23 protein-coding genes, 1 tRNA gene and 1 pseudogene are annotated in these 24,958 nt (G+C 70.6%); 22 read left to right on the forward strand and 3 right to left on the reverse strand.

The window, feature by feature from the left end; translation table 11 throughout:
• Window positions 1-3: 3 nt before the first annotated feature.
• Window positions 4-726 (reverse strand): TetR/AcrR family transcriptional regulator, encoded by a 723-nt coding sequence (locus J1792_RS20415; protein WP_207247960.1) that lies wholly within the window; start codon window positions 724-726, stop codon window positions 4-6.
• Between the two features lie 42 nt (window positions 727-768).
• Window positions 769-1,704, reverse strand: coding sequence for an AurF N-oxygenase family protein (locus tag J1792_RS20420; RefSeq protein ID WP_086573042.1), 936 nt, complete (start codon window positions 1,702-1,704; stop codon window positions 769-771).
• 124 nt (window positions 1,705-1,828) lie between these two features.
• Here J1792_RS20420 and J1792_RS20425 point away from each other — a divergent pair, with 124 nt between their 5' ends.
• Window positions 1,829-2,926 (forward strand): ferritin-like domain-containing protein, encoded by a 1,098-nt coding sequence (locus tag J1792_RS20425; protein WP_086573041.1) that lies wholly within the window; start codon window positions 1,829-1,831, stop codon window positions 2,924-2,926.
• Window positions 2,927-3,081: 155 nt separating this feature from the next.
• The gene (locus J1792_RS20430) at window positions 3,082-3,900 is read left to right on the forward strand and encodes a polysaccharide deacetylase family protein (protein ID WP_086573039.1); all 819 of its coding nucleotides are present in this window, start codon (window positions 3,082-3,084) and stop codon (window positions 3,898-3,900) included.
• Window positions 3,901-4,029: 129 nt separating this feature from the next.
• Here the strand turns inward: J1792_RS20430 and J1792_RS20435 are convergent.
• Window positions 4,030-4,101: transfer RNA gene (locus J1792_RS20435), tRNA-Arg, on the reverse strand.
• Between the two features lie 181 nt (window positions 4,102-4,282).
• On the opposite strand from J1792_RS20435, the pseudogene J1792_RS20440 reads away from it, so the two are divergent.
• From J1792_RS20440 to J1792_RS20535, 20 genes and pseudogenes are all read left to right on the forward strand, one after another.
• Window positions 4,283-4,698, forward strand: a pseudogene (locus J1792_RS20440) (response regulator).
• 44 nt (window positions 4,699-4,742) lie between these two features.
• Entirely contained in the window at window positions 4,743-5,588 is an 846-nt protein-coding gene (nrtL, locus tag J1792_RS20445; RefSeq protein WP_086566590.1) for an ArgS-related anticodon-binding protein NrtL, read from the forward strand.
• Window positions 5,589-5,603: 15 nt separating this feature from the next.
• Complete coding sequence (lysA, locus tag J1792_RS20450; RefSeq protein ID WP_086566592.1) at window positions 5,604-6,995, forward strand: diaminopimelate decarboxylase; 1,392 nt, start codon at window positions 5,604-5,606, stop codon at window positions 6,993-6,995.
• A gap of 148 nt (window positions 6,996-7,143) precedes the next feature.
• Window positions 7,144-8,436: a homoserine dehydrogenase gene (locus J1792_RS20455; RefSeq protein ID WP_086566593.1), complete on the forward strand. Its 1,293-nt coding sequence runs from the start codon at window positions 7,144-7,146 to the stop codon at window positions 8,434-8,436.
• 37 nt (window positions 8,437-8,473) lie between these two features.
• The gene (gene thrC, locus J1792_RS20460) at window positions 8,474-9,544 is read left to right on the forward strand and encodes a threonine synthase (RefSeq protein WP_086566627.1); all 1,071 of its coding nucleotides are present in this window, start codon (window positions 8,474-8,476) and stop codon (window positions 9,542-9,544) included.
• A 325-nt stretch (window positions 9,545-9,869) separates the two neighbouring features.
• Window positions 9,870-10,784, forward strand: a complete 915-nt coding sequence (gene thrB, locus J1792_RS20465) for a homoserine kinase (protein ID WP_086573288.1) — start codon at window positions 9,870-9,872, stop codon at window positions 10,782-10,784.
• A 417-nt stretch (window positions 10,785-11,201) separates the two neighbouring features.
• Entirely contained in the window at window positions 11,202-13,262 is a 2,061-nt protein-coding gene (rho, locus tag J1792_RS20470; RefSeq protein WP_086573287.1) for a transcription termination factor Rho, read from the forward strand.
• A gap of 321 nt (window positions 13,263-13,583) precedes the next feature.
• Complete coding sequence (locus J1792_RS20475) at window positions 13,584-14,702, forward strand: LCP family protein (protein ID WP_086573285.1); 1,119 nt, start codon at window positions 13,584-13,586, stop codon at window positions 14,700-14,702.
• A 136-nt stretch (window positions 14,703-14,838) separates the two neighbouring features.
• Window positions 14,839-15,063: a 50S ribosomal protein L31 gene (rpmE, locus tag J1792_RS20480; RefSeq protein ID WP_086573283.1), complete on the forward strand. Its 225-nt coding sequence runs from the start codon at window positions 14,839-14,841 to the stop codon at window positions 15,061-15,063.
• A 120-nt stretch (window positions 15,064-15,183) separates the two neighbouring features.
• Window positions 15,184-16,263: a peptide chain release factor 1 gene (prfA, locus tag J1792_RS20485; protein WP_086573282.1), complete on the forward strand. Its 1,080-nt coding sequence runs from the start codon at window positions 15,184-15,186 to the stop codon at window positions 16,261-16,263.
• 83 nt (window positions 16,264-16,346) lie between these two features.
• Window positions 16,347-17,192, forward strand: a complete 846-nt coding sequence (gene prmC / locus J1792_RS20490) for a peptide chain release factor N(5)-glutamine methyltransferase (RefSeq protein ID WP_086573280.1) — start codon at window positions 16,347-16,349, stop codon at window positions 17,190-17,192.
• A gap of 59 nt (window positions 17,193-17,251) precedes the next feature.
• Window positions 17,252-17,899 (forward strand): L-threonylcarbamoyladenylate synthase, encoded by a 648-nt coding sequence (locus tag J1792_RS20495; RefSeq protein WP_086573278.1) that lies wholly within the window; start codon window positions 17,252-17,254, stop codon window positions 17,897-17,899.
• On the forward strand, window positions 17,896-18,549 hold the full coding sequence (locus tag J1792_RS20500; RefSeq protein ID WP_086573277.1) for an arsenate reductase/protein-tyrosine-phosphatase family protein: 654 nt from the start codon (window positions 17,896-17,898) through the stop codon (window positions 18,547-18,549). The genes J1792_RS20495 and J1792_RS20500 overlap by 4 nt, the downstream gene beginning before the upstream one ends.
• An 88-nt stretch (window positions 18,550-18,637) precedes the next feature.
• Window positions 18,638-19,945, forward strand: a complete 1,308-nt coding sequence (gene glyA, locus J1792_RS20505; RefSeq protein WP_086573275.1) for a serine hydroxymethyltransferase — start codon at window positions 18,638-18,640, stop codon at window positions 19,943-19,945.
• 112 nt (window positions 19,946-20,057) lie between these two features.
• Window positions 20,058-21,344: an MraY family glycosyltransferase gene (locus J1792_RS20510; RefSeq protein WP_086573274.1), complete on the forward strand. Its 1,287-nt coding sequence runs from the start codon at window positions 20,058-20,060 to the stop codon at window positions 21,342-21,344.
• A 297-nt stretch (window positions 21,345-21,641) separates the two neighbouring features.
• Window positions 21,642-22,079 carry a Cg1360 family ATP-synthase-associated protein gene (locus J1792_RS20515; protein ID WP_086573272.1) on the forward strand — a complete coding sequence of 146 codons (438 nt, stop codon included), beginning with the start codon at window positions 21,642-21,644 and terminating at the stop codon, window positions 22,077-22,079.
• A 264-nt stretch (window positions 22,080-22,343) separates the two neighbouring features.
• On the forward strand, window positions 22,344-23,156 hold the full coding sequence (gene atpB, locus J1792_RS20520) for a F0F1 ATP synthase subunit A (protein ID WP_242705350.1): 813 nt from the start codon (window positions 22,344-22,346) through the stop codon (window positions 23,154-23,156).
• Window positions 23,157-23,232: 76 nt separating this feature from the next.
• Window positions 23,233-23,484 (forward strand): ATP synthase F0 subunit C, encoded by a 252-nt coding sequence (gene atpE, locus J1792_RS20525; protein ID WP_030367998.1) that lies wholly within the window; start codon window positions 23,233-23,235, stop codon window positions 23,482-23,484.
• A gap of 41 nt (window positions 23,485-23,525) precedes the next feature.
• Window positions 23,526-24,086: a F0F1 ATP synthase subunit B gene (locus J1792_RS20530; protein ID WP_086573271.1), complete on the forward strand. Its 561-nt coding sequence runs from the start codon at window positions 23,526-23,528 to the stop codon at window positions 24,084-24,086.
• Window positions 24,083-24,898 carry a F0F1 ATP synthase subunit delta gene (locus J1792_RS20535; RefSeq protein ID WP_086573269.1) on the forward strand — a complete coding sequence of 272 codons (816 nt, stop codon included), beginning with the start codon at window positions 24,083-24,085 and terminating at the stop codon, window positions 24,896-24,898. Before J1792_RS20530 ends, J1792_RS20535 begins: the two co-directional genes overlap by 4 nt.
• Window positions 24,899-24,958 lie beyond the last annotated feature (60 nt).

Raw genomic sequence — 24,958 nt, forward strand, 5'->3', positions numbered from 1 at the left:
GGATCAGAACAGGTGCGACGCGCCCTCCACCACCGGCGCCACCCGGCGGGCGAGGTCGGCGACCGGGCCGTCGGAGGGTTCGAGGGCGAGGGCCGTGCGGGTGACGTGGGCGGTCTGGGGGTCGCTCGCCGCGGTGGCCGTCAGCATGGCCACGAAGTGGTCGACGAGCCAGTCGCGCAGTTCGGGCAGGGGTGGCTGCTTGTCCTCGTCCAGCCAGATCAGGGAGGCGGCCTCGACGGCCGATATCCACGTACGGACCATCATGCGCAGCCGTATCCCGGGGTCGGGGACGGACAGGTGGGTGAGGATCTGCGCGGCGGCGGCCCGGCGGACCTCGTCGACTATGGCGCCGGTGCGCGAGGTCTCGGCGACGCTGCCGCCCTGCAGCAGGGCGCTGTAGCCCGCGTCGTGCTGGTCGACGAAGGCGAGGTAGCGGTCGAGGGCCGCGGCGAGCCGGCCGGTGAGGGGGCCGGTGGGGGTCTCGGCGAAGCACAGTTCGAGGTCGTCGGCGGCGCTGCGCAGGGCCGCCTCGTACAACTGCGGCTTGCCGCCGGGGAAGTAGCGGTAGACCAGCGGCCGGGAGACCTCGGCGGCGGCCGCGACGTCGTCGAGGGAGACGTCCTCCGGGGCCCGGTGGGCGAACAGGCCGAGCGCGGCGCTTATCAGCTGGGCGCGGCGCTCGGTGACGCTGAGCCTGCGGTAGGAGGTGGTTCCGCTGCCGGTCATGCCTCGCAGGGTAACCGGCCGGGGGAGACCGGAGGGCCCGGCTCAGGCCAGCAGGCCGGAGCTCTTCCACAGCCGTCGTCCGACGCCCCTCATGAGGCCGATGTCGTCGAGGAAGTCGGTCAGCCGTTCGGCGCCGGCCCGCATCACCTCGCGCCGGTGGCCGCTGGCGCGGACCTGGGCGACGGCCTCGCGGCGGTCGAGGCCGGCGTTGGTGTAGACGGCCGGGTTGACGAAGGCGAGGGAGAAGACGCGGGCCGCCTCGCCGGCGCTGATGCGGGTGAGTTCCGCCTCCCAGCGCGGGGCGGTCGCCATCTGGCGGCGCAGCTCCTCGCGCGCGTAGCGGACGTGGCGGGCCTCCTCCACGACGTGGATGCGGGTGATGCCGCGGACGAGCGGCTGGACGCGCTCGTCGGGGAAGGTCAGGCGCTGCATGTGGTCGAGGATCTCCTCGCCGAGGAGCGTGCAGGTGAAGGAGCCCGGGGTGGTGGAGACCGTCTTGAGGACCCTGGCGAGATTGTGGTGCAGGGGGCCGACGGGGTAGGTGGGGCCGCCGACCTTGTGGATCATCCGGGCGAACATCTTCGAGTGCCGGCACTCGTCGGCGATCTCGGTGAGGGCGTAGCGTACGTGCGCGCTGGTGACCGGCTTGTCGTAGATGTGACGGACCAGCAGCTGCATCAGGATGATCTCGAACCAGATGCCCAGCGACCCGAGCGAGGCCAGCTCGTGCCGGGCCAGCTCCATGCGCTGCTCCTCGGGCATTCTGCGCCACAGCGGGGTGCCGTAGAGGGATATCAGCTCCGGCGGGAGGAGCCATTTGCCGGGCTCGAGGGGAGCGTCCCAGTCCAGTTCGGTGTCGGGGTCGAAGGAGTGCCTGGCGGAGGATTCCAGCAGTCGCTCGGCGACGCGCTCACGGTCCTTGAGGGGGCCGAGTGCGTCCTGGGGCCGGAGTGAGTGCCGATCAGACGCCGTCGTCATGGCCGATTCCACCTCAGATCGGGGTTACCCGGGGTACGTTCTTATGAGACTGCGTGTCAGCAAGGTGGGTCAAGCCCCGCACGAGACAGGACCTGAGACAGGACACGAGACAGGAGGCGCGACGATGACGACGCGCGAACCCTACGTCCACGACCCCGGTACCGCCGTTTGGGAGATCCCCGCCACCGGCGCCGCCCGCTTCGGCTGGGACTACGACGACGGCCGAGAACGGCTCCTCGCCCTCTACCAGAAGGGCAAGGACAAGCAGTGGGACGCCGCCAAGCGCATCGACTGGGACCTGGAGGTCGACCCGTACGACCCGCTGGGCGTCCCCGACGAGAACATGACCGTCTACGGCACCCCGTACTGGGACCGGATGAGCGAGCGCAACAGGCGCGACATGCGCCGCCACTACGCCTCGTGGCAGTTCAGCCAGTTCCTGCACGGTGAGCAGGGGGCGCTGGTGTGCGCCAGCCGCATCGTGGAGTCCGTGCCCGACGTGGACGCCAAGTTCTACTCCGCCACCCAGGCCATGGACGAGGCCCGGCATGTGGAGATCTACAGCCGGTTCCTGCACGAGAAGATCGGAATGCTCTATCCGGTCAATTCCAGCCTTCAGTCGCTGCTCGACGACACCCTGCGCGATTCCCGCTGGGACATGCCGTATCTCGGTATGCAGGTGCTCATCGAGGGCCTCGCCCTCGCCGCCTTCGGCATGCTGCGCGACGTGACCAAGAAGCCGCTGCCCCATCAGATTCTCGCCTATGTGATGCAGGACGAGGCGCGCCATGTCGCTTTCGGCCGTCTGGCCCTGAGGGACTACTACCGGCAGCTTTCCGACGCCGAACTCCGCGAGCGCGAGGAGTTCGTGATCGAGGGCTGCTATCTGATGCGCGACCGGCTGCGCGGCGAGGAGGTGCTGGCCGATTTCGGCATCCCGGCCGCGGACGCCTCCGAACTCAGCGAGCGGTCCGAATATCTGCAGATCTTCCGGAAGTTGCTGTTCAGTCGCATCGTGCCGTGTGTGAAGGACATCGGCCTGTGGGGTGAAGGGCTCCGGCGCGCCTACGTCGACATGGGGGTGTTCGACATGGGCGACGCCAGCCTCGATCAGCTGATGGCCCAGGACGAGGAGATCGCCGATCAGCTCGACGCCCGCCGTTTCGCGGCGGAGGAGGCCGCCCGTACCGCCGAGATCGCGGAGACGATCGCGGAAGGGTAACGGTCGTGTTCATGTCGAGGGGCTTTACACAGGACTCGTGCGTGTTCTGTCCGAATGTCGTGAGGGATGCGTTACTCCGGAACGGAATGCGGTAAACGGCCGTCTACGCGGGCAGGAACCTTTCAGGTTGCGCGGGGGGATGGGGGGACAAGTCCATGGCTCGCTTGACTGCCCGTAGTCGGCACATCGCGATCGCGGTGGGAGGGGTAATGGCTCTCGCGGGGGTGATATCGGGAACGGTGGCCGTCGCTACAGAGGATTCGGGTAACTCCAGTGGTACGAGTTCGGTGGAGTTGACCGTTCCGTCATCGTCGGACGCCACCCGGAGCAAGCCCACCACCCCACCCGCCGACCCCGGCCCCAGCGGCCCCGTGTCGTCGGAGATGGCCCACGAGACCGAGCGCGGCGGCAAGTCCGTGGCCCTGACGATCGACGACGGCCCCGACCCCAAGTGGACCCCGAAGACCCTCGCCGTCCTGAAGAAGTACGGCATCAAGGCCACCTTCTGCATGATCGGCCCGTCCGCCAAGGCCTACCCCGACCTCGTCAGGAAGGTCCTCGCCGACGGCCACCGCCTCTGCGACCACTCGGTCGACCACAACACCGCGATGGACAAGCGCTCCGAGGACTACCAGAAACAGCAGATCCTCGACGCCAAGAAGATGATCGAAGACGTGGCCGACGGCGCCAAGGTCCGCTACTACCGCGCCCCCGGCGGCGCCTTCACCCCCTACAGCCGCCAGCTCGCCGCCGCCAACGGCATGCGCCCCCTGGGCTGGAGCGTCGACACCCACGACTGGCAGCGCCCGGGCGTGGACCGCATCGTCGAAACGGTCAAGCACGAGATCGCCAACGGCCCGATCATCCTCTTCCACGACGGCGGCGGAGAACGCAGCCAGAGCGTCGAGGCCCTGTCCCGCTGCATCGACTGGCTGAAGGAGGAGGGATACGGCTTCGACTTCCCGAAGATCTGACGCGTCTTCGGGACGGCCCCATGAAGTCCGTGCCGTTCGCGGCGAGAGCCTTGGGAAGTGCTCCTACGCAAAAGACCCCGCTCCCAGCGAAACCGCTGGCGGCGGGGTCTTCCGGCACTTCGATCGAAGTGCCCCCGGCAGGATTCGAACCTGCGCACACGGCTCCGGAGGCCGTTGCTCTATCCCCTGAGCTACGGGGGCGTGTCATCCGGCGGCTTTCGCTCGCGGCGACGGGTAGAACACTACCAGCTTCGGGTGGGTGGACGGCAACGGTGATCGAATCGGGGGCGGGAGCGGGCCGGGAGGTCGCTCGGGTGGGGTGGAAGTGGGGAAAAGCCGGACGGCGGGGTGGGGGCGCGCCTACTCTCGGGGTGTGCCTGGCTTGTCCGGCCGGGTCCTTGTTGTCGACGACAACAAGGTCATCCGGCAGTTGATCAGGGTCAACCTCGAGCTCGAAGGCTTCGAGGTCGTGACCGCGGCCGATGGTGCCGAGTGTCTGGAGATCGTGCACCGGGTACGTCCCGACGTGGTCACCCTGGACGTGGTGATGCCCCGGCTGGACGGGTTGCGGACGGCGGCGCGGCTGCGGGCCGACGCGCGGACGCGGGACATTCCGGTGGCGATCATCAGTGCCTGCACCCAGTTCCCGGTGGAGAGCGGGTGGTCCGCGGGGTGGACGCGTTCCTGGCGAAGCCGTTCGAGCCGGCGGAGATGGTGCGGCTCGTCCGGAGGCTGGCGGGCCGGCCGGGGGGAGGGGGCTCCGGGGATCCCGAGCCCGTCGTCCGTCCCGCAGGGTGAAACCGGTTCGCGGAGGGGGGCACCCTCTCCCCTAGGCTTGCCCTGTGACCCCCGCCGATCTCACCCGCACCGTGTTGCACACCGTGCGCTGCGCCGTCGAGGCGGACGAGCTGCCCGCCGTCGTGCCGGAGCGGGTCAGTGTGCGGGTTCCGCCGCGGCCGGGGTGCGGCGACTACGCCACCAACGTCGCCCTGCGCGTCGCCCAGGAGACCGGCCGGCCCGCGCACGAGGTCGCCGAGGTGCTCCGGCGGCGGCTCGCCCGCCGGCCCGGCATCGCCCATGTCGAGATCGCCGGACCGGGGTTCCTCAACATCACCCTCGCGAGCGACGCGGGGGCAGGGATCGTCCGTGACCTGCTCGGCGGCGACAGCGGCGACAGTAAGGAAAGTGGCGGCCTCCACGGCGAGCCCCTTCCGCTCTCTCCCGCCCCCGCCCTCGTCGCCCGGCTCGGCTCCGACGCCGCGCGGTGGGCCCTGTTGTGCCCGCCCGGGCTGGACCGGGACCTGCTGCTGGTGCAGCGGGAGGCCAACCCCCTCTTCCGGGTGCGGTACGCCCACGCCCGTACCCACGCCCTCGTACGCAACGCCCGTGACCTCGGGTTCGACGCCGTGCCCGGCGACGTCGACGAGGCGAGCGCCGCGCCGCTGCTCGCCGCCCTCGGCGACCACTCCCGCGTGAGCTCCACGCGCGCCCCCGAGCGACTCGCCCGGCATCTCGAGCGGGTCGCCGACGCGTTTCTGCGGTGGCAGGCCGGCTGTCCCACGCTGCCGCGCGGGGACGAGAAACCCTCGGTCGTCCACCGAGCCCGCCTGGCCCTCGCCGAGGCCACGGGCAAGGTGCTCGCCGACGGCCTGAACCAGCTCGGCATCACCGCACCCGTACATCTGTAAAAGGGGATCGCCACCATGAGCCGCTCCGCCCACCCCGCCGGGCCCCGCCACGCCGACGTCCTTCCCGAGGGGCACTACACCGCCCCGCCCGCCGACCTCAACGCGCTCGACCCGCGCGTGTGGTCCCGTACGGTCTCCCGCGCCGCCGACGGCGTCGTCTCCGTGGGCGGGATCGACGTCAAGCGGCTCGCCGACGAGTTCGGCACGCCCGGGTTCTTCCTCGACGAGAGCGACTTCCGCGAGCGCTGCCGCGCCTGGCGGGACGCCTTCGGCGAGGACGCCGACGTCTTCTACGCCGGCAAGGCGTTCCTCTCCCGTGCCATCGTGCGCTGGCTGCACGAGGAGGGCCTCAACCTCGACGTCTGCTCCGGCGGCGAGCTCGCCACGGCGCTGGCGGCCGGCATGCCCGCCGAGCGCATCGCGCTGCACGGCAACAACAAGTCCACCGAGGAGATCACCCGCGCCGTCGAGGCCGGCGTCGGGCGGATCGTCCTCGACTCCTTCCAGGAGATCGTGCGCGTCGCGCACATCGCGGAGCGGCTCGGCAAGCGGCAGCGCGTGCAGATCCGGGTGACGGTCGGCGTCGAGGCGCACACCCACGAGTTCATCGCCACCGCCCACGAGGACCAGAAGTTCGGCCTCGCGCTCGCCGGCGGTCAGGCCGCCGAGGCCGTGCGACGGGCGCTGAAGCTCGACGGGCTGGAGCTCGTCGGCATCCACTCCCACATCGGCTCGCAGATCTTCGACATGGCCGGCTTCGAGGTCTCCGCCCGCCGCGTCGTCCAGCTGCTCGCCGAGGTCCGCGACGAACACGGCGTCGAGCTGCCCGAGATCGACCTGGGTGGCGGCCTCGGCATCGCGTACACCTCCGAGGACGACCCGCGCGAGCCGCGCGAGATCGCCGCCGCGCTGCGCGACATCGTCACCCGCGAGTGCGCGGCCGCGGGCCTGGCCGTGCCGCGGATCTCCGTCGAGCCGGGCCGCGCGATCGTCGGCCCGACCGCCTTCACGCTGTACGAGGTGGGCACGGTCAAGGAGCTGCCGGGCCTGCGGACGTACGTCAGTGTCGACGGCGGCATGTCCGACAACATCCGTACGGCGCTGTACGACGCGGACTACTCCGTCGCGCTGGTCTCCCGCACCTCCACCGCCGAGCCGATGCTCACGCGTGTCGTGGGCAAGCACTGCGAGTCCGGTGACATCGTCGTGCGCGACGCCTTCCTGCCCGCCGACGTCGCGCCCGGCGACCTGCTCGCCGTGCCGGCCACCGGCGCGTACTGCCGCTCGATGGCGAGCAACTACAACCACGCGCTGCGTCCGCCGGTGGTCGCGGTCACCGACGGCGAGGCGCGAGTGATCGTCCGACGGGAGACGGAGGAGGACCTCCTCCGTCTCGACGTCGGCTGACGTGAGGAACCGTCCGCCGGCCGTGGAAAGACCGGCGGACGGGCCCACGGAAATACGAAAAAGAGGTCTCGAATACTGGACCGGGCGCGGAATCGCCCGTCCGGTGAGTGAGACTGGTACCCCGAAGATGGATGAGAAACGAGGTCGGATGATGCGTACGCGTCCGCTGAAGGTGGCGCTGCTGGGCTGTGGAGTCGTCGGCTCTGAGGTGACGCGCATCATGACGACGCACGCGGAGGACCTCGCGCAGCGCGTCGGGGCGCCCGTCGAGCTCGTCGGCATCGCCGTGCGCCGCCCCGACCGGGTGCGTGAGGGCGTACCCGCCGAGCTGATCACCACCGACGCCACCGCTCTGGTCAAACGCGGTGACATCGACGTGGTCATCGAGGTCATCGGCGGCATCGAGCCCGCCCGCGCCCTGATCACCACCGCCTTCGAGCACGGCGCCAGCGTCGTCTCCGCCAACAAGGCGCTGCTCGCCCAGGACGGCGCCGCGCTGCACGCCGCCGCCGAGCAGCACGGCGCGGACCTCTACTACGAGGCCGCCGTCGCCGGCGCGATCCCGCTGGTCCGGCCGCTGCGCGAGTCCCTGGCCGGCGACAAGGTCAACCGGGTGCTGGGCATCGTCAACGGCACCACGAACTTCATCCTCGACAAGATGGACACCAGCGGAGCCGGTTACTCCGAGGCGCTCGACGAGGCCACCGCGCTCGGCTACGCCGAGGCCGACCCGACCGCCGACGTCGAGGGCTTCGACGCCGCCGCGAAGGCCGCGATCCTCGCCGGGATCGCCTTCCACACCCGGGTCCGCCTCGACGACGTCTATCGCGAGGGCATGACCGAGGTCACCGCCGCGGACTTCGCCTCCGCGAAGCAGATGGGTTGCACTATCAAGCTGCTGGCCATCTGTGAGCGGGCCGCGGACGGGCGGTCCGTCACCGCCCGAGTGCACCCGGCGATGATCCCGCTCAGCCACCCGCTCGCCTCCGTGCGCGAGGCCTACAACGCCGTGTTCGTCGAGGCCGAGGCGGCGGGGCAGCTGATGTTCTACGGTCCGGGCGCGGGCGGCTCGCCGACCGCCTCCGCGGTCCTCGGCGACCTCGTCGCCGTCTGCCGCAACAAGCTCGCCGAGGCGACCGGACCGGGCGAATCCGCCTACACCCGGCTGCCGGTGAGCCCGATGGGCGAGGTGGTCACGCGCTACCACATCAGCCTGGACGTGGCCGACAAGCCGGGCGTCCTGGCCCAGGTCGCGACGGTCTTCGCCGAGCACGGAGTCTCCATCGACACGGTCCGCCAGACGGGCAAGGACGGCGAGGCCTCCCTCGTCGTGGTCACCCACCGGGCCGCCGACGCCGCCCTCTCCGCGACGGTGGAGAAGCTGCGCGGACTGGAGACGGTCCGCGGGGTCGCGAGCATCATGCGGGTCGAGGGCGAGTAAGGCGAGTAAGGGGATTACGAAAGCAATGTCTGCCAACATCAGCCGCCCAGGCACCCACCAGTGGCGCGGCATCATCGAGGAATACCGCGACCGTCTTCCGGTCACCGCCGACACGCCGGTCGTCACCCTGGGCGAGGGCGGCACGCCGCTCGTCCCCGCCCAGGTGCTCTCCGAGCGCACGGGCTGTGAGGTCCACCTCAAGGTGGAGGGCGCCAACCCCACCGGGTCCTTCAAGGACCGCGGCATGACCATGGCCATCACCCGGGCGAAGGAAGAGGGAGCGCGCGCCGTCATCTGCGCCTCCACGGGCAACACGTCCGCCTCCGCCGCGGCCTACGCCGTACGCGCCGGAATGGTCTGCGCCGTTCTCGTCCCGCAGGGCAAGATCGCGCTCGGCAAGATGGGCCAGGCCCTGGTCCACGGCGCGCGCATCCTCCAGGTCGACGGCAACTTCGACGACTGCCTCACCCTCGCCCGCGGGCTGTCCGACAACTACCCCGTGGCGCTGGTCAATTCGGTCAACCCGGTACGTATCGAGGGGCAGAAGACCGCCGCCTTCGAAATCGTCGACGCCCTGGGCGACGCGCCGGACATCCACGTCCTGCCGGTGGGCAACGCGGGCAACATCACCGCCTACTGGCGGGGTTACCGCGAGTACGCCGCGGACGGCATCGCGAGCCGCACCCCCCGCATGTGGGGCTTCCAGGCCTCCGGTTCGGCGCCCATCGTGCGCGGCGAGCCCGTGAAGGACCCGCACACCATCGCCACCGCCATCCGCATCGGCAACCCCGCCTCCTGGCGGTTCGCCGAGGAGGCGCGGGACGAGTCGGGCGGCCTCATCGACGAGGTGACCGACCGACAGATCCTCGCTGCGTACCGGCTGTTGGCCTCGCAGGAGGGCGTCTTCGTGGAGCCGGCGTCGGCGGCGAGCGTCGCCGGGCTGCTCAAGGCCGCCGAGGCCGGGCTGGTGGATCCGGGGCAGCGGATCGTGTGCACGGTCACCGGGAACGGGCTCAAGGACCCGGACTGGGCGGTGGCGGGGGCTCCGCAGCCGCTGACCGTGCCGGTGGATGCCGGGGTCGCTGCGCGAGAGCTTGGGCTGGTCTAGCCGGCCGGATGCGGGCCGTCCCGGGGTTGTGCCCACCCTCCCCCAGCTACCGCTGGGGGTGCCCCCAGCCTTGCGGGACGGTTGCCCACAACCCCGCGACGGCCCCTCCGCAAGATCCCGCAAATCCGACAGATGCACAGGTAGTCGTGCGACACGCATCGTGCGCCTCCTGTGCGCCCTATGTCGCCACTGAACCTTCCTTCGATAGGCTGTGCACACTCCGCCCCGTCGCAGACCGTGCCGTCCCCACGCGGTGTCGCCGTCGCGGCCCTTGCGGAAGTCGCACGCCATCAACCACGGCCACACCAAGGAGAGTCTTCGAGCGATGGCCGGTCCCGCGTTCCGCGCCGCCGCCGTCCGAGTGCGCACCCCCGCCACCAGCGCAAATCTCGGTCCCGGCTTCGACGCCCTCGGCCTGTCCCTGGGTCTCTACGACGATGTCGTGGTCCGGGTGGCGGAATCCGGGCTGCACATCGACATCGCCGGAGAGGGCGCCGACACCCTCCCGCGCGATGAGAGCCATCTCCTCGTACGGTCCCTGCGCACCACCTTCGACCTGCTCGGCGGCCAGCCGCGCGGCCTCGAGGTCGTCTGCGCCAACCGCATTCCGCACGGGCGGGGCCTGGGCTCCTCCTCCGCGGCCATCTGCGCGGGCATCGTCGCCGCCCGCGCGGTGACCATAGGCGGGGCCGAGAAGCTCGACGACGCGGCCATGCTCGAGCTGGCCACCGAGATCGAGGGCCACCCCGACAACGTCGCCGCCTGCCTGCTCGGCGGATTCACCCTCGCCTGGATGGAGTCCGGGGTCGCCCGGGCCATTCGGATGGACGCTGCGGATTCCATCGTTCCGGTGGTCTTCGTGCCGTCGAGACCCGTACTGACCGAAACCGCGCGCGGACTGCTGCCGCGCAGCGTCCCCCATGTGGACGCGGCCGCCAACGCGGGGCGCGCGGCGCTGCTCGTCGAGGCCTTGACCAGGCGCCCCGAGCTGCTGCTGCCGGCCACCGAGGACCGGCTCCACCAGGAATACCGAGCTCCGGCGATGCCGGAGAGCGTGGCCCTGGTCAACCGACTGCGGGCGGACGGGGTGCCCGCGGTCATCTCCGGCGCGGGGCCCACGGTGCTCGCGCTGGTCGAAAGCGATGCGGCCGACAAGGTCGCACGGCTGGCGGGCGAGGGATGGGCGGCCAATCGGCTGACCCTCGACGCCGGGGGGACGAGCGTGCTGCCGCTCGCCTGACCAGTGGCGTCCGGGGGAGCCCGGGCCCACGAAAAACGCGGTTGCCGGTCTTGGAGAGGGGGAATGTTTGTGGGATCCGGTAGTGTTAACCTCAAGTCTGCACTCGAAGCCATTTCGGCTCGGTGCTACGTGTCCCGATCAGGGACCGCTTTTCTTCCGGGAGCCTCCCCAACTGCCTGAGCAGCCTGCCTGAGCAGTTGCGAGCACGCTCCGGAATCGGCGTGGGCGACATGAGTGAAGCGTTATGTCGTGCCCTTCCCTCATTCTTCACGCCGGCACCAATGCACTGATTCTTCCGCCGCGAGAACCGGCGGACCACCGCCCCGGCCCGGTCCGATAGATCAGGACCGCAGCCGGACAGCACAACCGGTCGCCGAGCCAGACAGGCCGACGCCCGCTCCAGGGAAGGACCCCTTCGTGAGCGACACCACCGATCTGATGGGCGTGAACGCCGGCGCCGCCGGTAATGCCTCCGCGCCCGCCACGGACGCTCCCGCCGCGCCTGCCACCGGTGCAACCGCCCCCAAGCGGCGCCGTTCGGGCACGGGCCTCGACGCCATGGTCCTGGCAGAGCTCCAGCAGCTCGCTTCCGGCCTCGGTATCAAGGGCACCGCGCGGATGCGTAAAGGCCAGCTGATCGAGGTCATCAAGGAGAGGCAGGCCGGCGGAGGCGCCGCGCCCGCCAAGGCCGAGGCCCCGGCCGCCGAGGCGGCCGCCGAGACCAAGCCGAAGCGCCGTACGACCTCCCGTGCCCGTACGGGCGAGAGCGCTGCCGAGAAGCCGGCCGAGAAGGCCGCCGCCCAGCAGCAGATCGAGATCCCGGGCCAGCCCAGCAGCGACGAGGCCCCGGCCGGCGAGCGCCGTCGTCGTCGCGCCACCGCGGCCGCGGGCAGCCCCGAGCCGGCCGCCGCCGAGGCCCGTGCCGAGACCAAGACCGACGTCCGCACCGAGGAGCGCGCCGAGGCCAAGGCCGAGGCCGCCGTGGACACCGCCGAGGGCAAGGCCGCCAAGGGCGGCGAGCGCCAGGACCGTGCCGAGCGCGGCCAGAAGGGCGAGCGCCGGGAGCGCGGCGAGCGTGCCGAGCGCGGTGAGCGTGCCGAGCGCGGTCAGCGCGACCGTGACCGCGACCGCCGTGGCGGCCGTGACGGCGACGCCGGGCAGAAGGGCGACCGCCAGCAGCGCGGCGACCGCGGCCCCCAGGGCGCCCCGCAGGGCGGCCCGCAGGACGAGGACGACTTCGAGGGCGGTCGTCGTGGCCGTCGTGGCCGCTACCGCGACCGTCGTGGCCGTCGTGGCCGCGAGGAGTTCGCGGGCGAGCCGCAGGTCTCCGATGACGACGTCCTGATCCCGGTCGCGGGCATCCTGGACATCCTCGACAACTACGCCTTCATCCGGACCTCCGGCTACCTGCCGGGCCCGAACGACGTCTATGTCTCCCTCGCCCAGGTCCGCAAGAGCGGCCTGCGCAAGGGCGACCACGTCACCGGTGCGGTCCGTCAGCCGAAGGACGGCGAGCGGCGCGAGAAGTTCAACGCCCTCGTCCGCCTGGACTCGGTGAACGGCATGGCGCCCGAAACGGGCCGTGGCCGCCCGGAGTTCGGCAAGCTCACCCCGCTCTACCCGCAGGACCGCCTGCGGCTGGAGACGGACCCGGGCGTGCTGACGACCCGGATCATCGATCTGGTCGCCCCCATCGGCAAGGGCCAGCGCGGTCTGATCGTGGCCCCGCCGAAGACCGGTAAGACCATGATCATGCAGGCGATCGCCAACGCGATCACCACCAACAACCCCGAGTGCCACCTGATGGTCGTCCTGGTCGACGAGCGTCCGGAAGAGGTCACCGACATGCAGCGGTCGGTCAAGGGCGAGGTCATCTCCTCGACCTTCGACCGCCCGGCCGAGGACCACACCACCGTCGCCGAGCTGGCCATCGAGCGCGCCAAGCGCCTGGTGGAGCTGGGTCACGACGTGGTCGTCCTGCTGGACTCGATCACCCGTCTGGGCCGTGCGTACAACCTGGCCGCCCCGGCCTCGGGCCGCATCCTGTCCGGTGGTGTCGACTCGACGGCGCTCTACCCGCCGAAGAAGTTCTTCGGTGCCGCGCGCAACATCGAGGACGGCGGCTCGCTGACCATCCTGGCCACCGCGCTGGTCGAGACCGGCTCGCGCATGGACGAGGTGATCTTCGAGGAGTTCAAGGGCACCGGCAACATGGAGCTCAAGCTCGACCGGAAGCTCGCCGACAAGCGCATCTTCCCGGCCGTGGACGTCGACCCGTCCGGCACCCGTAAGGAGGAGATCCTCCTGGGCAGCGAAGAGCTGGCCATCGTCTGGAAGCTCCGCCGGGTGCTGCACGCGCTCGACTCGCAGCAGGCGATCGAGCTGCTTCTGGACAAGATGAAGCAGACGAAGTCCAACGCCGAGTTCCTGATGCAGATCGCCAAGACCACGCCCTCTTCGGGCAACGGCAACGACTGATCCGCATATCGCGTCACGCACGAGCCTCCCCGTCACACCCGTGACGGGGAGGCTTCGTCGTGTGGTGCCGCACGCCACACCGCGTCGTGATCTTTCTGTGACCTTTTGAGACATCCGCCACAGGCGCCCCGTCCGCAAATGGCCGGAATCCGCACCCCCCGAATGCCCGAAATCGCAGGTCGCGGGGGTAAACGCGGGGGTACGGGCGGTCCTCGGCCGGTGTCGTTCGTAAGACCGTCCTCAGAATCCGCTGTGCAACCCTGGCGCAGACTTCCCCGTCAACCAGCAGGGGCACATCGCACGACAAGGACTGAGGAGCGCATGGCCGACGACAGCAGGAGCCCGCGGGACGGCTCGCACCGACGCCGCGTGGCCGGCGGGCGCGGCCGCCGCCGCAAGCCGCCCGTGCGCCGCACGGGCCGGCGAATAGCCGCCTGGAGCGCCGCCTCCGTGGTGCTCGTCGGCGGAGCGGGGCTCGGCTTCGTGTACTTCAAGCTCAACGGCAACCTGCACAGCGTCGACATCAACGCCGCCCTGGGCAAGAACCGCCCGGACAACGTCGACAACGGCTCCCAGGACATCCTCGTCCTCGGTTCCGACTCCCGCGCCGGGGCCAACGGCAAGTACGGCCGGGACGAGGGCAGCTCCCGCTCCGACACCGCGATGATCGTCCACGTCTACGCGGGTCACAAGAAGGCCAGCGTGGTCTCCATCCCGCGCGACACCATGGTTCCCCGCCCCGAGTGCACGACGCCCGCGGGGAAGACCAGCCCGGCGGTCAGACGCGCGCAGTTCAACGAGGCGTACTCCATCGGCGGCGCCGTCTGCACGGTCAAGACCGTCGAGGCCATGACGAACATCCGGATGGATCACTATCTGGAGGTCGACTTCGACGGCTTCCAGAAGCTCATCGACAAGCTGGGCGGGGTCGAGGTCACCACGACCAAGGCGATCCACGACAAGTCGAGCCACCTCGATCTCGCGGCCGGCACCCACAAGCTCGACGGCGAGCAGTCCCTCGGCCTGGTGCGTACCCGCAAGAGCGTCGGCGACGGCAGCGACCTCGGCCGGATCAAGCTGCAGCAGGCCTTCATCAAGGCGCTGCTGGACCAGGTGAAGTCCGTCGGCATCTTCACCAGCCCCACCAAGCTCTACGGCATCGCGGACACCGCCACCAAGGCGCTCACCACCGACCGCGACCTGAACTCGGTGAACAAGCTCTACAGCTTCGCCAGCGGCCTCAAGGGCATCGGCTCCGACGACATGCACATGATCACGCTTCCGGTCGGTGCGGACCCCCGCGACGCCGACCGCGTGGTGCCGCTCGCCGAGGAGTCCGCCCAGCTGTGGCGAGCCCTGCGCGGCGACGACGACATCCCCGAGGCCGCTCTGAAGGAGAGCCGCGCCTCCGGGGCCGAAGCAGACGGCGTGGTCAAGTGACCCCCGGGAATACCGGCCCCCGGCCCCCCGTTTTGGGGGATACGGCCAGTACTGGCAGACTGGTACGTCGGCCCCGGTTCACGTAAGGCAATCCCGCCTCTACGACCCGGTGCCCTCCCGAACCTAGGAGAACCCCTTGAAGCGCGACATCCACCCGGAGTACGTCGAGACGCAGGTCAGCTGCACCTGTGGCGCCTCGTTCACCACGCGTAGCACCGTCGCCGACGGCACCATCCGTGCCGACGTGTGCTCCGAGTGCCACCCGTTCTACACGGGCAAGCAGAAGATCCTCGACACCGGTGGCCGTGTGGCGCGGTTCGAGGCCCGCTTCGGCAAGACCGCCGGGTCGGCCAAGAAGTAGCGACCCGCAGGCGCCGGTCCTCGGTCGTCCAGCCCCGGCTGGCGACCGGACCGGCGCTTTGTCGTCCAGCAGGCCGCCAGGCCCGCCAGGCCCGTCACCTCCAGCAGCTAGGGAAGATCGATGTTCGAGGCAGTCGAGGAACTGATCGGTGAGCACGCCGACCTCGAGAAGCGGCTCGCCGACCCCGCCGTGCACGCGGACCAGGCCAACGCACGCAAGCTCAACAAGCGCTACGCCGAGCTGACCCCGATCGTCGGCACGTACCGCTCCTGGAAGCAGACCGGCGACGACATCGAGACCGCGCGCGAGCTGGCCGCGGACGACCCCGACTTCGCCGCCGAGGTGAAGGAGCTGGACAAGCAGCGCGAGGCGCTCACCGAGAAGCTGCGCCTGCTGCTGGTCCCGCGCGACCCCAGCGACGACAAGGACGTCATCCTCGAGATCAAGGCGGGCGCGGGCGGCGACGAGTCGGCCCTGTTCGCCGGCGACCTGCTGCGCATGTACCTGCGCTACGCCGAGCGCGTCGGCTGGAAGACCGAGATCATCGACTCCACCGAGTCCGAGCTGGGCGGCTACAAGGACGTCCAGGTCGCGGTGAAGACCAAGGGCGGCAACGGCGCCACCGAGCCCGGCCAGGGCGTCTGGGCCCGGCTGAAGTACGAGGGCGGCGTCCACCGCGTCCAGCGCGTGCCCGCCACCGAGTCCGCGGGCCGCATCCACACCTCCGCGGCCGGCGTGCTCGTCACGCCCGAGGCGGAGGAGGTCGACGTCGAGATCAACATGAACGACCTGCGGATCGACGTCTACCGCTCCTCGGGCCCCGGCGGCCAGTCCGTCAACACCACCGACTCGGCCGTGCGCATCACGCACCTGCCGACCGGTGTGGTCGCCTCCTGCCAGAACGAGAAGAGCCAGCTCCAGAACAAGGAGCAGGCCCTGCGCATCCTGCGCTCGCGCCTGCTGGCCGCGGCCCAGGAGAAGGCCGAGGCCGAGGCCGCCGACGCCCGCCGCAGCCAGGTCCGCACCGTCGACCGCTCCGAGAAGATCCGCACCTACAACTTCCCGGAGAACCGCATTTCGGACCACCGCGTGGGGTTCAAGGCGTACAACTTGGACCAGGTGCTCGACGGCGAGCTGGATCCCATGATCCAGGCGTGCGTCGACGCCGACTCGGCCGCCAAGCTCGCCGCCGCGGGCTGACCGAGTGGGATCGACCGGGTGCTGACATTGCGAGCCCGTCCGGCAAGCGCGGACAACCGGGGCGCCGACGCGAGAGGAACAACGTGAACCTGCTGCTAGCAGAGGTGGCGCAAGCCACTCAGCGGCTGGCCGACGCCGGCGTACCGTCCCCGCGCTTCGACGCGGAGGAACTCGCCGCCTTCGTGCACGGCGTCAAGCGCGGCGAGCTGCACAACGTCAAGGACGCCGACTTCGACGCCCGCTACTGGGAGGCCGTGGCCCGCCGCGAGGCGCGCGAGCCGCTCCAGCACATCACCGGCCGCGCCTTCTTCCGCTACCTGGAGCTCCAGGTAGGCCCCGGCGTCTTCGTGCCCCGCCCCGAGACCGAGTCGGTCGTCGGCTGGGCCATAGACGCCGTCCGGGCCATGGACGTCGTCGAGCCCCTCATCGTGGACCTGTGCACCGGCTCCGGCGCCATCGCCCTGGCCCTGGCCCAGGAGGTGCCGCGCTCGCGGGTGCACGCCGTCGAGCTCGACGAGACCGCCCTGGGCTGGGCCCGCAAGAACATCGAGGGCTCCCGCGTCCAGCTGCACCACGGCGACGCGCTCGCGGCCCTGCCCGAGCTCGACGGCCAGGTCGACCTGGTCATCTCCAACCCGCCGTACATCCCGCTCACCGAGTGGGAGCACGTCGCCCCCGAGGCCCGCGACCACGACCCGCAGCTCGCGCTGTTCTCCGGCGAGGACGGCCTCGACACCATCCGCGGCCTGGAGCGCACCGCGCACCGCCTGCTGCGCCCCGGCGGCGTCGTCGTCATCGAGCACGCCGACACCCAGGGCGGCCAGGTGCCGTGGATCTTCACCGAGGAGCGGGGCTGGGCCGACGCGGCCGACCACCCCGACCTGAACAACCGGCCCCGCTTCGCCACCGCCCGCAAGGCGATGCCATGACGGCTCCGACAGCCCCGGCCGCCGCACGACTTCAGACACCGACCCAGGAGGCGCGTTAAATGGCACGGCGATACGACTGCAGCGACGCGACCGACCGCAAGACCGGTCTGCGCGAGGCGGCCGCAGCGGTGCGCCGCGGCGAGCTGGTCGTGCTGCCCACCGACACCGTCTACGGCATCGGCGCGGACGCCTTCAGCCGCGAGGCCGTCGGCGACCTCCTGCAGGCCAAGGGCCGGGGCCGGGGCATGCCCTCGCCCGTCCTCGTCGGCTCCCCGAACACCCTGCACGGGCTGGTCACGGACTTCTCCGAGCAGGCCTGGGAGCTCGTCGACGCCTTCTGGCCCGGCGCGCTGACCCTCGTCGCCAAGCACCAGCCGTCGCTGACCTGGGACCTGGGCGAGACCCGCGGCACCGTCGCCGTGCGCATGCCCCTGCACCCGGTCGCCATCGAGCTGCTGACCGAGTTCGGCCCGATGGCCGTCTCCAGCGCCAACCTCACCGGCCACCCGGCCCCGCAGACCTGTGACGCCGCGCAGGACATGCTCGGCGACTCCGTCTCCGTCTACCTCGACGGCGGCTCCACCCCGGCGGACGTGCCGTCCTCCATCGTGGACGTCACCGGCAAGGTGCCCGTCCTGCTGCGCGCCGGCGCCATCAGCGCCGAGCAGCTCCGCGAGGTGGTACCCGAGCTCGAGGTGGCCAATTGATCGCCCCGCAGGGGCGTGGCATAGCGGGACCGGACACCACCACCGACACTTTCCGCATCCTCCACGTCAGCACCGGCAACGTCTGCCGCTCGCCCATCACCGAGCGGCTGACCCGGCATGCCCTCGCGCATCGCCTCGGCGACCCCGCGACGGGCGGCCTGGTGGTGGAGAGCGCCGGCACCTGGGGCCACGAGGGCGCCCCGATGGAGGCCCACGCCGCCACCGTCCTGGCCGACTTCGGCGCCGACGCGCAGGGCTTCACCGGCCGTGAGCTGCTGGACGAGCACGTCATCCGCGCCGACCTGGTCCTGACCGCCACCCGCGACCACCGCGCCCAGGTCATCTCCATGGGCCACTCGGCGGGGCTGCGCACCTTCACGCTGAAGGAGTTCACCCGGCTGGTACGGGCCATAGACCCGGCGACGCTGCCGGACCCCGAGGAGGCCGGCGGGGTGGTCGACCGTGCCCGCGCCCTGGTGCAGGCCGCGGCCGCCCTGCGCGGCTGGCTGCTGGCGCCCAACGCGGAGGCCGACGAGGTCCACGACCCCTACGGCGCCCCCATCACGTTCTTCCGCTCCATCGGTGACGAGATCAACCAGGCCCTCGACCCGGTCGTCACCGCCCTCACGGGAGTTCCGGCCCGCTCCTGAGGCGACCCCCGGCGGCCTGCTGCGGGCGCGCCGACCCGGGCCTACAGTGGGTGCTGAGACCATCGCGCCGCACAGCCCGGAGGCAGCGATGCCCGTCACCCACACACCCGCACGGGGCGCCGGCGCCCCCGTGAGCGGGGAGCAGCAGCGGTCGCACCCTCCCTGGGGAAACGGCTTCGAGGCGCTGCGGCGCCAGGACCCCGAGCTGGCCGGGCTGCTGCTGGCGGAGGCCGAGCGCCAGGCGACCGGTCTTCAGCTCGTCGCCGCCGAGAACTTCACCTCTCCCGCCGTTCTGGCCGCCCTCGGCTCGCCGCTGACCAACAAGTACGCCGAGGGGTATCCCGGCGCCCGCCACCACGGCGGCTGCGAGCTCGTCGACCTCGCCGAGCGCGTCGCCGTCGACCGGGCCAAGGCCCTCTTCGGCGCCGAGCACGCCAACGTCCAGCCGCACTCGGGCACCGCCGCCGTGCTGGCCGCCTACGCCGCGCTGCTGCACCCCGGCGACACCGTGCTGGCCCTGTCCCTGCGGCACGGCGGCCACCTCACCCACGGCTCCCCGGCCAACTTCTCGGGCCGCTGGTTCGACTTCGCCAACTACGGGCTGCACGAGGACACCGGCCTCATCGACTACGCCCAGCTGCGCGTCCTGGCCCGGGACCGTATGCCGCGGGCCATCGTCTGCGGTTCGATCTCCTATCCCCGGCATCCCGACTACGCGGCCTTCCGCGAGATCGCCGACGAGGTCGGCGCGTACCTCGTCGTGGACGCGGCGCATCCCATCGGCCTGGTCGCCGGGGGAGCGGCGCCCAGCCCTGTCCCGTACGCCGACGTGGTGTGCGCCACCACCCACAAGGTGCTGCGCGGGCCGCGCGGCGGGCTGATCCTGTGCGGGGCGCGGCTGGCCGAGCGGATCGACCGGGCGGTGTTCCCGCTCACCCAGGGCGGCGCGCAGATGAACACCGTCGCGGCGAAGGCCGTCGCCTTCGGGGAGGCGGCCACGCCGGCGTTCACGGCGTACGCCCATCAGGTGGTCGCCAACGCCCGCGCGCTGGCCGCCGCGCTGGCCGCTGAGGGGCTCCTGATCGCCACCGGGGGCACCGACACCCACCTGATCACCGCGGACGCCGCACCGCTCGGCCTGGACGGCGCCACGGCCCGTCGGCGGCTCGCCGCGGCCGGGGTGGTCCTGGACACCTGCGGCCTGGCCCGGGGCGGCGTGCGCGGCCTGCGGCTGGGCACGGCGGCCCTGACCACCCAGGGCATGGGCGAGGCGGAGATGGTGCGGGTGGCGGCGCTGATGGGGGCGGCGCTGCGCGGGGAGGCGAGGGACGGCGCGGTGCGCGCGGAGGTGGCGGCGCTGGCCGGAAGGTTCCCCCCGTATCGCTCCCACATGTGATCATTTGGAACCGCGGCGGGCCGGTGGCCGTCTTCTGCTGCATTCACGGTTCCGGGGCGGACGCGAATATGGTGTGAGGCTGTGATGTCCGGCGCGATCCCTGGGGCAGCCCGTGCGTGAATACCTGCTGACGTTGTGCGTCACCGCGGCGGTCACCTATCTCCTGACGGGCCCGGTGCGGAAGTTCGCGATCCTTGCCGGCGCCATGCCGGAGATCCGCGCGCGCGACGTGCACCGGGAGCCCACGCCCCGGCTCGGCGGTATCGCGATGTTCGGCGGGCTGTGCGCGGGGCTGCTGGTGGCCGCGCACCTGTCCAACCTCAAGCACGTCTTCGAGCTGTCCAACGAGCCCCGGGCGCTGTTGTCGGGCGCGGGGCTGATCTGGCTGCTGGGCGTGCTGGACGACAAGTGGGGCGTGGACGCGCTGGTCAAGCTCGGCGGGCAGATGATCGCCGCCGGTGTGATGGTGCTGCAGGGTCTGACGATCCTCTTCATCCCCGTCCCCGGTGTGGGCACGGTCTCGCTGACCCCGATGCAGGGCACGCTGCTGACGGTCGCGCTGGTGGTGATCACCATCAACGCGGTGAACTTCGTCGACGGCCTGGACGGCCTGGCCGCGGGCATGGTGTGCATCGCGGCGGCCGCGTTCTTCATGTACGCCTACCGGATGTGGTTCGGGCACGGCCTGGAGGCGGCGGCCCCCGCGACGCTGTTCGCCGCGATCCTGATGGGCATGTGCCTGGGCTTCCTGCCGCACAACATGCACCCCGCCCGGATCTTCATGGGCGACTCCGGCTCGATGCTCATCGGGCTGGTCCTGGCGGCCGGCGCGATCTCCATCACCGGCCAGGTGGACCCGGACGCGCTCAAGCTGTGGGCGGGATCCGAGCGGGCGGCGGTGCACGCCACGGTGCCGGTCTACATTCCGCTTCTGCTGCCGCTGACCGTGATCGCGGTGCCGGTGGCGGACCTGCTGCTGGCGATCGTGCGACGCACGTGGAAGGGGCAGTCGCCGTTCGCCGCGGACCGCGGCCACCTGCACCACCGGCTGCTGGAAATCGGGCACTCGCACAGCCGCGCGGTATTGATCATGTATTTCTGGTCGGCCCTCATCGCTTTCGGCGCGGTGGCCTATTCCGTGAACTCCGCGAGTGTCTGGATCCTGCTGCTGGTGGTGGTGCTGAGCGCGGTCGGCCTGGTGCTGCTGCTGATGCCGCGCTTCACCCCGCGCGCCCCGCGCTGGGCCGAGCGGTTCGTCCCGCCGCGCTACCGCCGCAAGGCCGTGCCGACGCCCGCCGCCGGCGCGGAGGAGCGCGGGGAGCCGGTGCCCGCGGGCCTGCACGGGGCGACGGCCATCGGGGACCGCTCGCGCTTCGCACACAGCCGGAAGGTCTCCTAGAGGACCCCTGGAGGACCCCTGGAGAGCCGGGAAACACCCTCCCGAGCAAGGTCGCATAGCAGAGAATTCAGGGCCTCGTCAGCCCGATGACCAGCGAATTGACCCGTGCGTGTGACGTGCGGCACACGATGTAGGTAAAGACCTCATCAAATAGTTTGTGATACCGTTCACGAAACCCGAGTGATAGAGCCGAAGGGCCGTGGTGCGGCGGTCCTTCGTGGCGAGCTGTGCCTCACTCCCGGGGATACGCTCGTCCACGACGAATCGTTGCTTCCGACTTCGCCGGAGAAACCCTTCATGCAGTCCAACGACGCCCGAACACTTCTGCAGTGCGCCGTCCCGACCGCCGTCGCCGGCGTCGTCGCCGTCGTCGCCGCCTCGGTGCTCGCCGGCGGCAAGGGGGGAATCGGTGCCGCCGTCGGCACCGCCGTGGGGGGCGGGATCATGGCCTTGGGCCTGTTCGTCCTCCAGCGGACCGCCAAGTCGTTTCCGCATCTGTTCCAGGCCATGGGCCTGGTGCTCTATGTGACGCAGTTCCTGATCTCCGCCGTCGTTCTCGCGGTCTTCCGGGACACGTCGCTCTTCAATACCCGTGCCTTCGCCTTCGCCCTCCTGGCCGCCGTCCTCGTGTGGACCGCCGCCCAGACGCGGGCGTACCTGAAGGCCAAGATCTTTTATGTGGATCCGGAATCCGTTGACGCGAAGAAGTCCGCGCCCGCCGGGTCCGTGTCGTGACAGGTAGGCCCGGGATAAGTGCTCGCGCGCTCACCTGCTATCGTCCGGTGCCATCTGAGGCACAGTGGGCGCAGGCGGCTGAACTCCCGAGAATCCCGGGACGCAATCGGCGGTCCATGCAGCTGATGCCAGTCACGCCGGTCGGTTCCGAGCCGATCACCTGCCCCCCCATCCGCAAGACCAGTCCAGTGCCGTTCCGCGGCTGTGCGCCGCGCCGACACAACGAGGTTGCCGTACCTATGCGCCACGCTGAAGGAGCTCGCGGTGAGTGCTGACCAGACGCTGCTCGCCTTCGAGACCGATTGCCACATCTTCGATGGGTGCGGCTTCCCGGCCCCAGGCCTCCACTCGTTCTTGTTTGAACCCCTGTTCAGCATTGGCGGCGTCGACTTCAACAAGCCGATGCTGCTGGCCGTGCTGACCTCGGCCATCGTCATCGGGTTCTTCTGGGTGGCATTCGGCAAGGCCAAGGTGGTCCCGGGCAAGCTCCAGATGGTGGGAGAGGCGGGCTACGACTTCGTCCGCCGGGGCATCGTCTACGAGGCGCTGGGCAAGAAGGAGGGCGAGAAGTACGTCCCCTTCATGGTCTCGCTGTTCTTCTTCGTCTGGATCATGAACCTCTGGTCGATCATCCCGGTCGCCCAGTTCCCGGTGACGTCGATCATCGCCTTCCCGGCGGCGCTCGCCCTGATCGTCTACGTCCTGTGGATGTTCCTGACGTTCAAGAAGCACGGCTTCGTCGGCGCCCTGAAGAACATCACCGGTTACGACAAGTCGCTCGGCGGCGTTCTCCCGCTGGCCGTGACCCTGGAGTTCTTCTCGAACGTGCTGGTGCGGCCGTTCACCCACGCCGTCCGGCTCTTCGCCAACATGTTCGCCGGCCACCTGCTGATCCTGATGTTCACCATCGCCAGCTGGTACCTCCTGAACGGCATCGGCATCGCCTACGCCGGCGTCTCGTTCGTGATGACCATCGTGATGACGGCCTTCGAGCTCTTCATCCAGGCCGTCCAGGCGTACGTCTTCGTCCTGCTGGCCACCAACTACGTCCAGGGCGCGCTCGCCGAGCACCACTGAGCACCTCGCCTGCCCAGTCCAACAATCGTCCGGTGGCCAACCCCCACCGGTCCGTGAAAGAGAAGGAAGAACGAGCATGTCTGCTGCTCTCCAGACCATCGCCGCTGGTGTCGAGATCAAGGGCAACCTGGGCTCGATCGGCTACGGCCTCGCCGCGATCGGCCCCGGCGTCGGCGTCGGCATCGTCTTCGGTAACGGCACCCAGGCGCTGGCCCGCCAGCCCGAGGCGGCCGGCCTGATCCGCGCCAACCAGATCCTCGGCTTCGCCTTCTGTGAGGCGCTCGCCCTGATCGGCCTGGTCATGCCGTTCGTCTACCCGTCGTCCTGATCCAGGCCTGACGACCACTTGTTTCGACGAAAGGCACTGATGTGAACGCCCTGCTGGCGTCCGAGGGGGAGCTGGAGAACCCCCTCCTCCCGCCGATCCCAGAGCTTGTCATCGGTCTGATCGCCTTTGCCATCGTCTTCCTCTTCCTGGGCAAGAAGCTCCTCCCGAACATCAACAAGGTTCTGGACGAGCGCCGGGCAGCCATCCAGGGTGGCATGGAGAAGGCCGCCGCGGCCCAGACCGAGGCGCAGCAGGTGCTCGAGGACTACCGGGCACAGCTGGCCGACGCCCGCCACGAGGCCGCGCGTCTGCGTCAGGAGGCGCAGGAGCAGGGCGTCGCGCTGATCGCCGAGATGCGGTCCGAGGGACAGCGGCAGCGTGAGGAGATCATCGCTGCCGGCCACGCCCAGATCGATGCCGACCGCAAGGTCGCCGCGGCCTCGCTGCGTCAGGACGTCGGCCAGCTGGCCATCGACCTGGCCGGCCGGATCGTCGGCGAGTCCCTCACGGACTCGGCGCGGCAGAGCCGGACCGTCGACCGCTTCCTCGACTCGCTCGAGGACAAGGCGGCCGACGTGAAGAAGGCCGAGGCCACCCGATGAACGGAGCGAGCCGGGAGGCCTTCGCCTCCGCACGTGAGAGCCTCGACGCGCTGACGGCGGGCACGTCCGTGGACGTGGCCAAGCTCGCCGACGAGCTCGCGGCCGTCACCGCGCTGCTCGACCGCGAGGTGTCGCTGCGTCGGGTCCTGACCGACCCGGCGCAGCCCGGCGAGGCCAAGGCCGAGCTGGCCCGGCGCCTGCTGGGCGGCCAGGTGGGCGGCGAGTGCGCCGACCTGGTGGCGGGCATGGTCCGCTCCCGCTGGTCGCGTTCGCGTGACCTGGTGGACGCGATCGAGGAGCTGGCGTCCGGCGCCGACCTCGTCGCGGCCGAGCGTGCCGGTGACCTGGACGACGTCGAGGACGAGCTGTTCCGCTTCGGCCGGATCGTCGCCTCGAACCCCGAGCTGCGCGCCGCGCTGACCGACAAGGTCGCGGACCGGTCCGCCAAGGCGGCCCTGGTGCGCGAGCTGCTGGGCGGCCGGGCCAACCCGGTCACCGAGCGCCTGGTCGTCCGACTGGTGTCCGCTCCGCGTGGCCGTAGCCTGGAAGGTGGGCTGAACGCCCTCTCCAAGCTGGCCGCGGACCGACGGGACCGCATGGTCGCGGAGGTCGTCTCGGCGGTGCCGCTGAACGATCAGCAGAAGCAGCGCCTCGGTGACGCGCTCGCCAAGCTGTACGGGCGGCGTGTCCACCTGAACCTGGACGTCGACCCCGAGGTCCTCGGCGGCATCCAGGTGCGGATCGGCGACGAGGTCATCAGCGGCACCATCGCGGACCGGCTCGCTGAGGCGGGCCGCCGGATGGCCGGCTGACCAGCCACCAACTCAAGAGCATGTACTGACGGCCCGAGTTGGGTCGACGGTGTCCTCTGG

It is taken from the genome of Streptomyces triculaminicus (assembly GCF_017349075.1).
GTDB classification, from domain to species: Bacteria; Actinomycetota; Actinomycetes; order Streptomycetales; family Streptomycetaceae; genus Streptomyces; species Streptomyces triculaminicus.

Excerpts from the sequence above, each read along its gene's own strand:
- J1792_RS20415 (WP_207247960.1), bottom strand. The coding sequence starts at position 726 with ATGACCGGCAGCGGAACCACCTCCTACCGCAGGCTCAGCGTCACCGAG.
- J1792_RS20420 (WP_086573042.1), bottom strand. The coding sequence starts at position 1,704 with ATGACGACGGCGTCTGATCGGCACTCACTCCGGCCCCAGGACGCACTC.
- J1792_RS20425 (WP_086573041.1), top strand. The coding sequence starts at position 1,829 with ATGACGACGCGCGAACCCTACGTCCACGACCCCGGTACCGCCGTTTGG.
- J1792_RS20430 (WP_086573039.1), top strand. The coding sequence starts at position 3,082 with ATGGCTCGCTTGACTGCCCGTAGTCGGCACATCGCGATCGCGGTGGGA.
- lysA (WP_086566592.1), top strand. The coding sequence starts at position 5,604 with ATGAGCCGCTCCGCCCACCCCGCCGGGCCCCGCCACGCCGACGTCCTT.
- J1792_RS20455 (WP_086566593.1), top strand. The coding sequence starts at position 7,144 with ATGATGCGTACGCGTCCGCTGAAGGTGGCGCTGCTGGGCTGTGGAGTC.
- thrB (WP_086573288.1), top strand. The coding sequence starts at position 9,870 with ATGGCCGGTCCCGCGTTCCGCGCCGCCGCCGTCCGAGTGCGCACCCCC.
- J1792_RS20475 (WP_086573285.1), top strand. The coding sequence starts at position 13,584 with ATGGCCGACGACAGCAGGAGCCCGCGGGACGGCTCGCACCGACGCCGC.
- prfA (WP_086573282.1), top strand. The coding sequence starts at position 15,184 with ATGTTCGAGGCAGTCGAGGAACTGATCGGTGAGCACGCCGACCTCGAG.
- J1792_RS20495 (WP_086573278.1), top strand. The coding sequence starts at position 17,252 with ATGGCACGGCGATACGACTGCAGCGACGCGACCGACCGCAAGACCGGT.
- glyA (WP_086573275.1), top strand. The coding sequence starts at position 18,638 with ATGCCCGTCACCCACACACCCGCACGGGGCGCCGGCGCCCCCGTGAGC.
- J1792_RS20515 (WP_086573272.1), top strand. The coding sequence starts at position 21,642 with ATGCAGTCCAACGACGCCCGAACACTTCTGCAGTGCGCCGTCCCGACC.
- atpE (WP_030367998.1), top strand. The coding sequence starts at position 23,233 with ATGTCTGCTGCTCTCCAGACCATCGCCGCTGGTGTCGAGATCAAGGGC.
- J1792_RS20535 (WP_086573269.1), top strand. The coding sequence starts at position 24,083 with ATGAACGGAGCGAGCCGGGAGGCCTTCGCCTCCGCACGTGAGAGCCTC.